This window comes from Actinomyces naeslundii, from assembly GCF_001956585.1.
GTDB classification, from domain to species: domain Bacteria; phylum Actinomycetota; class Actinomycetes; order Actinomycetales; family Actinomycetaceae; genus Actinomyces; species Actinomyces naeslundii.
Genome location: NZ_MSRR01000027.1, coordinates 16162 through 28247, shown reverse-complemented (window position 1 = coordinate 28247; position 12086 = coordinate 16162). Strand labels below are relative to the sequence as shown.

Below are 12086 nucleotides of genomic sequence, written 5' to 3'. Positions count from 1 at the left end.
ATGGCCCGGGAAACCTTCGCCACGACGAGCGACAAGCAGGAGATGGACGACATGACCGCTGACACGACTGCGCCCGTCGCCCCTTCCGGGGGCACCCAGTCCCTGGCCGGATCGCCGACCTATGACGCCTACGCCAATACCCAGATGGGGCGTCTGAGCCGGATCGTGGCTCTGCACGCCGGGGTCTCGGAGCCCTCGACCTCCCAGATGCTCGCCGAGCGTCTGGCCGAGTCGGCCCGCAAGGCCCTGGAGGCCGACTCCCGCCTGGCCAGCATCGAGGTCATCGGGCTCAGGCCCCTGGTCAAGGAAATCGCCCTGGCCAGTGTAGGCGGACCGGTGCCGGCCGACCTGCAGAAGGTGATCGACGCCCTGGCCGCCGCCGACGGCGTCATCCTGGTCAGCCCGGTCTTCCAGGCCTCCTACTCCGGACTGTTCAAGTCTGCCATGGACGTGCTGCCGGCCGGCACGCTCGAGGGCGTCCCGGTCCTGCTGGGGGCGACGGCCGGTACGGCGCGGCACAGCCTCGTCACCGAGATGGCGCTGCGACCCCTGGCCGCCTACATGAAGGCCCTGCCGGCACAGACTTCGGTCTTCGCAGCCAGTGAGGACTTCGGTGCGGCCTGGCAGACGCCGTCATCCTCCGAGAGGCCCGAGGCTCCTTTGAGTCAGCGCGTGGCCCGGGCGGGGCGGGAACTGGCCACGCTCATGGAGCGCTTCCCGCGCCAGGCGCCGGTCGACCCGTTGGCCGACTTCACGCCCATGGGTGCGCTTCTCGCAGGTCGCTGAAGCCGCGAGCTCGAGGACTGCTGGAGGGACGAGAGCCGCCTCGGGCGTGCCCGAGTCAATCATTCCGGTGGGGTCGGTCGTACGCGCGGTCGGCCCCACCGGTGTTGGGGTGGCGGCGAGAGACGTCCTGGGTGGAATAACGGTGGCATCCCCGGCGTTGCTCACCGGTACTTCGTTAGGCACTGCGCGAAGGGGCTGCTATGCTGAGGCCGTTGGCCGCGCGGATCGCACCACGCCGCTGACCGCACCAGCCCCGGACCTGAGGCTCAGGCCTCAGTAGGAACCGGCAGTGCATGACCCTCCCCGTGAATGAATCCGGGGGAGTCTCCCCAGTTGAACGTCTCCTCCCGCGGAGCGTCATCACACCGTTAGGACACTCGTGACCGAGACCTCCAGCGCCCAGCCCTCGCTTTCCACCATGCGTCTGGCCGAGCTCCAGTCGCTTGCTGGCTCCATGGGCCTCAAGGGCACCTCCCGCATGCGAAAGAGTGAGCTCGTCGCCGCTATCCGCCAGGCGCGTGGCTCCTCAGAAGAATCTGCTCCCAAATCCCACAGCGCGTCGAAGAGCTCGCCCGATGCCGGGGTGAACGACGGCGCCGACTCCTCTTCCTCCAGCTCTTCAACCGATGAGTCCTCGCCTGAGCCGTCCCAGGCCGCCGGCTCAGGGCGCTCGCGCCGTCGTCGGGCTACCGCGGCCTCCGGCGCTCCCGAGGAGCGCCAGTCCGCACCATCCCTCGACCTGGGCATCGACCTGCCTGATCGGTCCGGCTCCTCCGGTAACGACTCGGGTAACAGCTCCAGTCAAGATGAGGAGCGTCCCGCTCGCAGCCGGTGGCGCGAGCGAGCCGAGCGCTCCGAATCGGCTGAGGGCGGCGACGACCGCGACTCCCACGGCCGCTCGGAGCGAGGTGAGCGCTCCTCGCGCGATCAGGGTCGCCGTGGCCGCCGCCGTGCCCAGGCCTCCGCCGGCGCCCCCGAGAAGCAGGAGCGCTCGTCACGCGAGCCTCACACCGACTCGCCCGAGGACCACGCCGACGCCAAGGCCGCCCTCATGCGCGACCTGGCCGACGCCACCGGGACCTCCGTCGTCGAGTCCCAGGAGCGCTCGCGCCGGGGCCGTGACGGCAACGACGAGTCCGACGGCTACGACGACGAGCGCGGTGGGCGCCGCCGTCGAGGTCGCAAGCGCGGACGCGACCGCTTCGACCGCGATGACCGAGACTCCGGCCGTGAGGGCCGAGACGGCGGCTCGGGGCGTGGCAACCGCAACCAGCCGCGCGAGGACGAGGTCCTCCTGCCGGTGGCCGGCATCCTGGACGTCACCGACAACCAGCACGCCTACCTGCGCACCTCCGGCTACCTGCCCGGTCCCAAGGACGTCTACGTCTCCAACCAACTCATCAAGGACAACGGGCTGCGTGCCGGCGACGCCGTGACCGGCTGGGTCCGTGAGGGCTCGGAGTCCTCCACGCCCCACCAGGGCGGGCGCAACAACCGCCGTCAGAACCGCGCCGGCCGGGTCAAGTACAACCCCATGGTCAGCGTCGAGACCGTCAACGGCATGGACGCCGAGCGCTCCAAGCGCCGGCCTGAGTTCGCCAAGCTCACCCCCCTCTACCCCCAGGAGCAGCTGCGACTGGAGACCACGCCCAAGGCCGTCACCCCGCGGATCATCGACCTGGTCTCGCCCATCGGCAAGGGGCAGCGCGGGCTCATCGTCTCCCCTCCCAAGGCGGGTAAGACGATCGTCCTGCAGCAGATCGCCAACGCCATCAGCGTCAACAACCCCGAGGCCCACCTCATGGTCGTGCTCGTCGACGAGCGCCCTGAGGAGGTCACCGACATGCAGCGCACGGTCAAGGGCGAGGTCATCGCCTCCACCTTCGACCGCCCCGCCTCCGACCACACGATCGTGGCCGAGCTGGCCATCGAGCGCGCTAAGCGCCTCGTGGAGCTGGGCCAGGACGTCGTCGTGCTGCTGGACTCCATCACCCGCCTCGGGCGCGCCTACAACCTGGCGGCCCCGGCCAGCGGCCGGATCCTCTCCGGTGGTGTGGACGCCTCCGCCCTCTACCCGCCCAAGCGCTTCTTCGGTGCAGCCCGCAACGTGGAGAACGGCGGAAGCCTGACCATCCTGGCCACGGCCCTGGTGGAGACCGGCTCCAAGATGGACGAGGTCATCTTCGAGGAGTTCAAGGGCACTGGAAACATGGAGCTGCGGCTGTCGCGCCAGCTCGCCGACAAGCGCATCTTCCCGGCCGTGGACGTGGCGGCCTCCGGCACCCGCCGCGAGGAGCTGCTCATCGACCCCGCCCAGCTCAAGATCATGTGGCGCCTGCGCCGGCTCTTCGCCGGGCTCGAGCAGCAGCAGGCCCTCGAGCTAGTGCTCTCCAAGCTCAAGGACACCCAGTCCAACGCCGAGTTCCTCATGGTCCTGTCCAAGACCACCCCGGCCGGCACCTCGCTGGCCGACGGCGAGGACGAGTAACGCTCCAGGGCTCGCCCCGGGACCAATCGGGCCTCAGCCACCCGGGCAGGTGCCCGTTATCACGAGCCTCAGCCCTTGCACGGGCCTTCCGGGCGGTGGCAAGATCTGCTGCTGGCCTCCGGTTCACCTGCGCTCCCGCGTGGGACCCGGGACCCTCTGACGCTTAAGGAGAAACCTATGAAGCAGGGCATTCACCCCGACTACGTGGCCACCACGGTCACGTGCACCTGTGGCAACACCTTCGAGACCCGCTCCACCGTCACCTCCGGTGAGATCCGCGTGGACGTGTGCTCGGCCTGCCACCCCTTCTACACCGGCAAGCAGAAGATCCTCGACACTGGTGGCCGCGTTGCCCGCTTCGAGGCCCGGTACGGCAAGCGCAGCAAGTAGCCGCGTCTCACGACGCCGGCGGCCGGCTCCCAGAGCCGCCGTCGGCGTCGTTTGCATATCGCACGGGTGCCGCAGGCGCCCGTCAGCACGACTCCTAGCCCGTGAAGGAACCCGAGTCCATGAGTGAGGACTTCTCCGCTGCAGAGCCGCTCCTGGCCGAGTACGCGGACATCGAGGCCGAGATGGCCGGGCCCGCGGCCGCCGACCCCGGCGCCATGCGTCGGCTGGGGCGCCGCTACGCCGAGCTGGGCAGAGTCGTGTCCGCCTACCGGGCCTGGCAGTCGGCCAGCGCCGACCTGGCCGATGCCCGCGAGCTGGCTGCGGAGGATGAGGACTTCGCCGCCGAGGTCCCGGTGCTTGAGGCCGCTGCGACTGAGGCCGGTGAGCACCTGCGCGAGGTCCTCGTGCCCCGGGACCCCGACGACGCCCGGGACGTCATCATCGAGGTCAAGGCGGGTGAGGGCGGTGAGGAGTCGGCGCTGTTCGCCTCCGACCTGGCTCGCATGTACTCCCGCTACGCCGAGCGTCAGGGGTGGGCCGTCGAGGTCCTCGATGCCACCGACTCCGACCTGGGCGGCTACAAGGACGTGCGGCTGGCCATCAAGACCCGCGGACCGGTGGAGCCCCAGGACGGGGTGTGGGCGCACCTGAAGTACGAGGGCGGCGTCCACCGCGTCCAGCGCGTCCCGGTCACCGAGTCCCAAGGGCGTATCCACACCTCCGCGGCCGGCGTCCTCGTCATGCCGGAGGCCGACGACCCCGGCGAGCTCCAGATCGATGCCGCCGACCTGCGCATCGACGTCTTCCGCTCCTCGGGCCCGGGCGGCCAGAGCGTCAACACCACTGACTCGGCCGTTCGCATCACCCACCTGCCCACCGGGATCGTCGTGTCCATGCAGAACGAGAAGTCCCAACTGCAGAACAAGGAGGCGGCCATGCGGGTCCTGCGGGCCCGGCTCCTGGCCGAGCGTGCGGCGGCTGCTGCCGCCGAGGCCGCACAGGCCCGTCGCAGTCAGGTGCGCACTGTGGACCGCTCCGAGCGAATCCGCACCTACAATTTCCCTGAGAACCGGATCGCCGACCACCGTACCGGCTTCAAGGCCTACAACCTCGATGCCGTTCTTGACGGTGACCTCGGCCCGGTGATCGCCTCGGCCATCGCCATGGACGAGGCTGAACGATTATCCCAGGTGGGTGAGGGCAGTGGCTCCTGAGTTGTGCGGCGGTGCGCCGGCGGGCGCGGTGGACCGCTACGGGCTGCGGGCGCTGGTGCGCCAGGCGGCTGGACGGCTGGCTGCGGCCGGCGTGACCAGTCCCCAGGTCGATGCCCGGATCCTGGCCGAGCACCTGCTGGGGCGGGCGCTGCTGCTGGCCGACGGCGCCGACGGAGACTTCCCGGCCGCTTATGACGCGCTGGTGCTGCGCCGAGAGTGCCGTGAGCCCCTCCAGCACATCATCGGCCGCATGTGGCTGCGGGGCGCCGAGCTCATCAGCCGTCCCGGCGTGTTCATCGTGCGCCCGGAGACCGAGGTGGTGGCTGGAGCCGCCATTGAGGCCGCCCGCGAGGTCATGGCCAGCGGCGGGGGAGTGGTCCTGACTGCGGACCTGTGCACCGGCTCGGGCGCGATCGCCGCCTGCGTCGCCAAGGAGGTGCCCGGTGCCCGGGTGGTCGCCGTCGAGATCAGCGAGACCGCCGCGGCCCTGGCCCGCGAGAACTGCGAGCGGTTGGTCCCCGGACGCGTTGAGGTGATCCACGCCGACGCCACCGACCCGCTGGTCCTCCATGACCTCAACGGGCAGGTCGACGTCGTCGTCTCCAACCCGCCCTACGTTCCGGCCGGCGCCGTGGAGGATACCGAGACCTCCCAGCATGAGCCCACCGTGGCCCTCTACGGCGGGGGACCCGACGGGCTGGATATTCCGATCGATGTCCTCGTGCGCTCGGTCGCGCTACTGCGCACCGGCGGTGTACTCGTCATGGAGCACGACCACGAGCAGGGGGCGCTGCTGCGAGCGGCCGCGCTCGGGGCCGGGTTCAAGCAGGCCGAGACCGGCCAGGACCTCACCGGCCGCGACCGCTACCTGCGCGCGGTGCGGTAAACCCCGCCGTCGGGGCCAGCAGTGCTCGGGCCGCCTGCCGCCTCTGCAGTCGGCGTGCTGGATACTCTGGTCATAGTTCTGTGGCGGTTAAAGTGACGATTGATACCAAGGCGCTGGCGGAGGCATGCGCCCGGTTCGGTGTTGCTCGATTGCGTGTTTTCGGGTCGGTACTTACCGATCATTTCGATCCCCATACCAGCGACATTGACTTTCTTGTTGATTTCCAAGCGGGTCGTAATGATCGATTTGCTGATTTCTTCGGTCTGCAGGATGAGTTGACGAGGATCTTCGGCAGGAAGATTGACCTGGTCGTTGCAGAGTCGGTCAAGAATCCTTACTTCAAGTCCTCGGTGCTGAGGGGTGCTGAGGATGTCTATGCGGCCTGAGTCCTATGCTCACATATAGGATGCATTTCAGGTGATGCAGGACCGGGATGCTAAGCGACCTGAGTGACGGCGCCGAAGGCCTACCCGAGCCCGACCGCGGCGGGTACTTGATTCGGCTGCGTGATGCTCTCTCGCACTCGGTGAGCTGAGACGCCGCAGTTCGAGCGTATGCGGACTGATCAGGCGTGTCAGGGAGTCCCGCTGGACGTGGCCGTTCTGTTCAAGACGGGATGTCGTAGGCGGCATACGGTGTCGCTATGGCACTACGACTCGGATTCATCGGCATCGTGACTCGCAATATGTCGGCCTCGCTCGCCTTCTACCGTCTGCTTGGAGCGGCCGTTCCTGAAAGGAGCGACGAGCCGCATGTCGATACCAGGCTCGAAGTCGGCACCGTTCTGGCGTGGGACACCATCGACCTCATTCGTAGCCTCGACCCTGGTTACGAGTTGCCCTCGGGAGGTCACCGCATCGCCCTGGCCTTTGACCAGGGGACAGCGAGTGCTGTGGATGCCACCTACGCCAGGCTCATCGGAGCAGGACACGAAGGCCGTACCGAGCCGTGGGACGCCCCCTGGGGGCAGCGCTACGCCACGGTGCTCGATCCCGATGGCAATAGCGTTGACCTCTTCGCGGCCTTGGAGAACTGAGCCGGCGTCACCCGACCAAGTGCGCGAACTCGCGGGGCAGATGCGGCTGATCCGCATAACCCGTTATCGCTGAGACGTGGGCCGGCGAAAGTCTTCGCTGGAGAAGCGAGCGTGCTCGGAATACTCGCTCAATGCGTGCCAGAGTGGTGTACCCGTAGCCGAAGGCCTCCAGCATTCGTCTGCGCAGCGTGCGCTCCGACCAGTCCAGAGCTCGGGCGGCCTCTCGGGCTGACGTTCCGGTCCGGGCGAGTCGGTGCGCCGTCGTCACCCACGGCTCCGCCTGTTCAACAAGCAGCTCAGAGAGCACGAGATCGGGCCGGGAAGCGTTGCTCGCTCGCATCATCAGGTCGTACAAGGCAACCGCCTCCGATCCCAACGCGGTGCGCAGCTCCACTACTCGGTTTCTCAGCTCGCTGAGCGCCACGGGCAGGACCCTGCGAGCGGTACCCGCTTCCAGCCTCACGCCGACGGTGGGGTCAATGTCGTTGGCAGGAGCGTGGATGACACGAGTCTGCGGGCCGCACAGGAGCACCTGCTCGCTGCCGACGATGAGGTCGACGCATCCGTCAGCGGGAATGGTGGCGGCGCTGCCGCCCGCCGATCGCCAGAGCGTGCGCTGCTCACTCAGGACTGTCTCGGAGTACACCTCTCTATCGTCGAGCCGTGAGCGATGCGAGTCCAGGGAACCCGCTGAAGATGGACTTCCAGGGGCTGAACCGGCGTTATGCGCATTCGTGTATAAGGGAGCGCATGAAGTGAAGTGCGGACAGAATCGTCGCCCTTGACCGATAGTCGTTTCAGACCGGAGGCATCCTGAGCGCCTGACAGGGCCGGGATCGTCGTCCGTATCTGCCCGGAATCTGTCTGGTCGTGTCCATATCTGCAACAAAGGCCCCTGCCGGTCTCGTCTCGGCGGAGGAAAACCGCATGATTTCGCGGTTTCCTTCAACGGGAGAACTGAACCTCGACTCCTTTGCTGCAGATTTGGACACGGGCGGCTCCCTAGGTGCCCGCTCGGGGGCCGGCGCGGCTGGAGTGGTCTCCTGCTTCAGGCGAGGGCTCCTCTCCGGCGGCTTGCCGGTAGCGGCGTGATGCGTCAGTAAGCCTGCTGACCAGCGTCCCCAGGGTCTTCAGGTTCTTCTCTCCGATCTCCTGGCCGACGGTGTCGGCCCAGGCGTGCTGCTCCGCGGTGAGTGCCGTGATCGCTCTCCGTCCCTTGCCGGTCAGGATGAGCAGGTTCTGACCGCGCCGCCCGGGATTGGGCTGCCAGTGCGCCCAGTCCTGCGCGACGACATCATTGGCCACCCGCTGCACGCTCTGCCGCGTCAGTCCGACCCGCCGGGCGATCTCAGCCACCGGTAGCGGTTCCTCTAGGACGGCGCCCAGCACCTGCCACCGGGCCGGGGTCAGCTCATGTGGGGCCGTAATCACCGCAGCCGCCTCCAGGAGCTCCCCGTTGAGGGCGAAGACGGGAAGGACCAAGGCGGTGAGGGCGTCCCCCTCAGGCGTTCTGCCAGGCAACGGTCGCCTCCATCAGGGCCATGTAGTCCTTCTCCTTGCCGTTGAGGAAGACCTGTTCCCAGGAGTCGACCATCGCATCGGGCACAAGCCCGGTGATCCGCATGACCTCCGCGGTGAAGGGGACCGCATGAATGCCTGAGGCCGTGGTGACGCCCCGGTCGGTGACTACTGGGGCCTCCTCGTAGTGCGCACCCCCTCGGTATCCGCTGGCCTCCAGGTACGAGGCGGCATTCGAGGTGTGGCGGCGCTCGTCCAGGAAACCGCCCCGGGCCAGTAGAAGCGTGGCACCGCAGATCGCCGCCACCGGAATCTCCTTATCCACGAGATGGCCGACCGCCTCGATGAGCTTCTCGTGCCCGGCCGCGTAGTGGTCCCCTCCAGGGATGACCAGGGCTGCGAGCGAGCCATCGTCGGCCAGTGCATCCAGCGCGTCGAGGTCGGCCTCCGGCTCCAGCGGCAGGTTCCCGAGCGTGCGCACCGGCTCCAGCCCGTCGCCCACGAGCAGCAGCCGAAAGCGCTCGGGCTTGAGGTGCTCCGCGCCCGCGATCTGAGTGGTGAGGTAGGCGTACTCCCAGTCCGCCATGGTTTCGGTCGTGTACAGGGCTATGGTCCGCATCTCGGCTTCTCTCAGGTTGGCTCACCATCTACTGACAGCACGCTGTCAATATCGACAGTACACTGTCAATGTCGGGCTGGGGTCGAGAAGAACGGAACGTGTCGGTGCCCTGGCCTAGGCTTGGCCTCACGATGAACGCGATGAACTCCCTCTTCGGTGCCCTGCCCATGCCCGGCTCCGGCGGTGCGGCCACTCCGCCGCCCGAGGCTGCGCTACCCGCCCTCGTGCCCACCGGCGGGGCCTTCGACGACGACTCCTGGGCCGACGTCGAGGCGCCGGAGGAGGACTGGGGCCCCGAGGAGGCCCCGTCCCCCGAGGACGAGGCCGCCGCAGCCCCCACCTGGGAGGAGCGTCAGGACGAGATCTCCGCCCTGGTCGCCCGGGCTCAGGCCAATGCCGCCGCGGCGCGGGCCCGAGCCGACGGCGCCGCGCCGTCGGGCCACGCCTCCGGCCTGGCCTGGGGGGTGACGGTCTCAGATCCGGCCGAGCTGCTCTCCGGCCTCAACCCCGCCCAGGAGGCCGCCGTCACCCACGCCGGCGCGCCGCTGCTCATCATCGCCGGGGCCGGATCGGGCAAGACCCGGGTCCTGACCCACCGCATCGCCCACCTCATCGCCACCGGCCGCGCCCGCCCCGGCGAGATCCTGGCCATCACCTTCACCAACAAGGCCGCCGCCGAGATGCGCGAGCGCGTCACCGCCCTGGTGGGCCCCGCCGGCGAGCGCATGTGGGTCTCCACCTTCCACTCCGCCTGCGTGCGCATCCTGCGCCGCGAGCACGAGGCCGCCGGCCTGCGCTCCACCTTCTCCATCTACGACGCCGCCGACTCCACCCGCCTCATCACCCTCATCGTGCGCGAGCTGGGCATCGACCCCAAGCGTTTCACCCCCAAGACCTTCGCCCACCGCATCTCCGACCTCAAGAACGAGCTCATCACCCCGGCCCAGTTCGCCGAGCGCGCCGTCACCTCCAACCCCCTCGAGCGCCACCTCGCCGAGGTCTACCGCGCCTATGCCGAGCGCCTGAGCGCCGCCAACGCCCTGGACTTCGACGACATCATCATGCGCACCGTCGCCCTGCTCCAGACCCGGCCGGCCGTGGCTGAGATGTACCGGCGCCGCTTCCGCCATATCCTGGTCGACGAGTACCAGGACACCAACCATGCCCAGTACGTCCTCGTGCGCGAGCTCGTCGGCGGCCCCGGCACCTCCGGGGCGGGGTCGGCCCTGCCCCCGGGCGAGCTCACCGTCGTCGGCGACTCCGACCAGTCCATCTACGCCTTCCGCGGCGCCACCATCCGCAACATCGAGGAGTTCGAGGAGGACTACCCGACGGCGCGCACCATCCTGCTCGAGCAGAACTACCGCTCCACCCAGAACATCCTCTCGGCCGCCAACGCTGTCATCTCCCGCAACAGCGGCCGGCGTGAGAAGAACCTGTGGACCGCCGCCGGCGACGGCGCCCCCATCACCGGCTACGTCGCCGACTCCGAGCACGACGAGGCCCGCTGGATCAGCCAGGAGGTCGACCGCCTGTCCGACGAGCACGGCGTGCACCCCCGTGACGTCGCTGTCTTCTACCGCACCAACGCCCAGTCCCGGGCGCTCGAAGAGGCCTTCATGCGCGCCGGCCAGCCCTACAAGGTCATCGGCGGCACCCGCTTCTACGACCGCCGCGAGATCAAGGACGCCATCGCCTACCTGCGCGCCGTCGACAATCCCGACGACGACGTCAACCTGCGCCGCATCCTCAACGTCCCCAAGCGCGGCCTGGGGGACAAGGCCGAGGGCGCCCTGGCCGAGCACGCCGCCCGCTACGCCGTCTCCTTCGGGCAGGCCGTCGCCGACGCCGCCGGAGCCCCCCGCGAGGCGCGGGCCGATGAGCCAGGCGGGGCCGCGGGCGCTGACAGCGCAGACGGGCAGCCGTCCATCGCCGAGTCCGGCGAGCCCCCCGAGGTCGAGGGCCTGACCACCCGGGCCCGCAACCAGGTCCGCGGCTTCCACGAGCTGCTCACCACCCTGCGGCATATGGTCACTGCCGGCGACGGCGTCGCCGACGTCCTCGACTCCGCCCTGGACGCCTCGGGCTACCTCGCCGAGCTGCGCGCCAGCGACGACCCCCAGGATGCCACCCGCGTGGAGAACCTCGCCGAGCTCCACTCCGTGGCCAGTGACTTCCAGGCCGCCAACCCCGACGGCACCCTGGCCGACTTCCTCGAACGCGTCTCGCTCGTGGCCGACTCCGACCAGCTCCCGCCCAGCGCCGACCTGGAGGACGAGGACGCCCGGCGGGCCGAGGAACAGGGCCAGATCACCCTCATGACCGTCCATACCGCCAAGGGCCTGGAGTTCCCGGTCGTCTTCGTCACCGGCATGGAGGACGGCACCTTCCCTCACGCCCGCTCCCTGGCAGAGGAGACCGAGCTTGCCGAGGAGCGGCGCCTGGCCTACGTGGCCCTCACCCGGGCCCGCGAGCGCCTCTACCTCACCCGCGCCGCCGTGCGCTCGGCCTGGGGCGCCGCCAACGCCATGCCCGCCTCCCGCTTCCTCGACGACGTGCCGGGCGAGACCATCGACTGGAAGCGCCTGACCTCCTCCATGGAGGCGCTGCGCGGCGGCGGTACCGGCTGGGGGAGCAGCTGGGGCGAGGGCGGCTTCGGCTCGGGAGGCCAGCGCTCGGGTGGTTCTCGGCAGGGCTCCTACTCCGGCGGCTACTCCGACGACGATGACTTCGCCCCGCCCGTGGGGGGAGGTGCCAAGCGCTCGGGCAAGCTGGGGCGCGTGGAGACCGCCCAGGACCGGGCCGCCAAACGGGCCTCTACCCGTCTCGAGGCCCGTGGCAAGCAGAGCACCCCCTCGTCGGCCGGGAACGCAGCCGCCTCGGAGGACCTGCCCGCGGCCGTGGCCGGGCTGAGGGCCGGCGACCAGGTGCGTCACGACTCCTATGGGGTGGGCACCGTCGTCGGCCTGGAGGGCAAGGGGCGCTCCCTGACCGCCCGCGTCGAGTTCGTCATCGACGGTGCCCCCACCACCAAGCGCCTTATCCTGCGCTACGCCCCCGTGGCCAAGATCTGACGGATCAATCTCTCACGCTACCGAGAACTGCGCTGAGCGCGGGATAAGGGCCGGTTCCTCCTGGCGGGGGAGGCG

11 protein-coding genes are annotated in these 12086 nt (G+C 69.2%); 8 read left to right on the top strand and 3 right to left on the bottom strand.

The features are described 5' to 3' along the window. The 7 genes from BKH33_RS11170 (at nucleotide 1) to BKH33_RS11135 (ending at nucleotide 6800) form a co-directional block, all read left to right on the top strand. On the top strand, nucleotides 1–786 hold the full coding sequence (locus BKH33_RS11170) for a CE1759 family FMN reductase (RefSeq protein ID WP_003782966.1): 786 nt from the start codon (nucleotides 1–3) through the stop codon (nucleotides 784–786). A 379-nt stretch (nucleotides 787–1165) separates the two neighbouring features. Then, entirely contained in the window at nucleotides 1166–3274 is a 2109-nt protein-coding gene (gene rho, locus BKH33_RS11160) for a transcription termination factor Rho (RefSeq protein WP_003782964.1), read from the top strand. Nucleotides 3275–3451: 177 nt separating this feature from the next. Beyond that, the gene (gene rpmE, locus BKH33_RS11155; RefSeq protein ID WP_003782958.1) at nucleotides 3452–3664 is read left to right on the top strand and encodes a 50S ribosomal protein L31; all 213 of its coding nucleotides are present in this window, start codon (nucleotides 3452–3454) and stop codon (nucleotides 3662–3664) included. 119 nt (nucleotides 3665–3783) lie between these two features. Beyond that, nucleotides 3784–4878 carry a peptide chain release factor 1 gene (gene prfA, locus BKH33_RS11150; RefSeq protein WP_003784966.1) on the top strand — a complete coding sequence of 365 codons (1095 nt, stop codon included), beginning with the start codon at nucleotides 3784–3786 and terminating at the stop codon, nucleotides 4876–4878. Next, complete coding sequence (prmC, locus tag BKH33_RS11145) at nucleotides 4868–5764, top strand: peptide chain release factor N(5)-glutamine methyltransferase (RefSeq protein ID WP_075408803.1); 897 nt, start codon at nucleotides 4868–4870, stop codon at nucleotides 5762–5764. The genes prfA and prmC overlap by 11 nt, the downstream gene beginning before the upstream one ends. Nucleotides 5765–5856: 92 nt before the next feature. Beyond that, the gene (locus BKH33_RS11140; RefSeq protein WP_003782358.1) at nucleotides 5857–6150 is read left to right on the top strand and encodes a nucleotidyltransferase family protein; all 294 of its coding nucleotides are present in this window, start codon (nucleotides 5857–5859) and stop codon (nucleotides 6148–6150) included. 257 nt (nucleotides 6151–6407) lie between these two features. Beyond that, complete coding sequence (locus BKH33_RS11135) at nucleotides 6408–6800, top strand: VOC family protein (protein ID WP_003782360.1); 393 nt, start codon at nucleotides 6408–6410, stop codon at nucleotides 6798–6800. Nucleotides 6801–6807: 7 nt separating this feature from the next. On the opposite strand, the gene BKH33_RS11130 is transcribed toward BKH33_RS11135, so the two are convergent. The 3 genes from BKH33_RS11130 to BKH33_RS11120 all read right to left on the bottom strand — a co-directional run bounded on the left by BKH33_RS11130 (nucleotide 6808) and on the right by BKH33_RS11120 (nucleotide 8937). Then, entirely contained in the window at nucleotides 6808–7446 is a 639-nt protein-coding gene (locus BKH33_RS11130; protein WP_003782352.1) for a helix-turn-helix domain-containing protein, read from the bottom strand. 356 nt (nucleotides 7447–7802) lie between these two features. Continuing rightward, nucleotides 7803–8321 carry a MarR family winged helix-turn-helix transcriptional regulator gene (locus BKH33_RS11125; protein ID WP_050998497.1) on the bottom strand — a complete coding sequence of 173 codons (519 nt, stop codon included), beginning with the start codon at nucleotides 8319–8321 and terminating at the stop codon, nucleotides 7803–7805. Further along, nucleotides 8302–8937, bottom strand: coding sequence for a DJ-1/PfpI family protein (locus BKH33_RS11120; RefSeq protein WP_003782353.1), 636 nt, complete (start codon nucleotides 8935–8937; stop codon nucleotides 8302–8304). Before BKH33_RS11120 ends, BKH33_RS11125 begins: the two co-directional genes overlap by 20 nt. 131 nt (nucleotides 8938–9068) lie before the next feature. Here BKH33_RS11120 and BKH33_RS11115 point away from each other — a divergent pair, with 131 nt between their 5' ends. Further along, nucleotides 9069–12011, top strand: a complete 2943-nt coding sequence (locus BKH33_RS11115; protein WP_076142750.1) for a UvrD-helicase domain-containing protein — start codon at nucleotides 9069–9071, stop codon at nucleotides 12009–12011. The last annotated feature ends 75 nt before the right edge of the window (nucleotides 12012–12086 follow it).

What these genes read in the sequence shown, in the direction of transcription:
- BKH33_RS11170 (WP_003782966.1), top strand. Translation starts at nt 1, where the DNA reads ATGGCCCGGGAAACCTTCGCCACGACGAGCGACAAGCAGGAGATGGAC.
- rpmE (WP_003782958.1), top strand. Translation starts at nt 3,452, where the DNA reads ATGAAGCAGGGCATTCACCCCGACTACGTGGCCACCACGGTCACGTGC.
- prfA (WP_003784966.1), top strand. Translation starts at nt 3,784, where the DNA reads ATGAGTGAGGACTTCTCCGCTGCAGAGCCGCTCCTGGCCGAGTACGCG.
- BKH33_RS11135 (WP_003782360.1), top strand. Translation starts at nt 6,408, where the DNA reads ATGGCACTACGACTCGGATTCATCGGCATCGTGACTCGCAATATGTCG.
- BKH33_RS11120 (WP_003782353.1), bottom strand. Translation starts at nt 8,937, where the DNA reads ATGCGGACCATAGCCCTGTACACGACCGAAACCATGGCGGACTGGGAG.
- BKH33_RS11115 (WP_076142750.1), top strand. Translation starts at nt 9,069, where the DNA reads ATGAACGCGATGAACTCCCTCTTCGGTGCCCTGCCCATGCCCGGCTCC.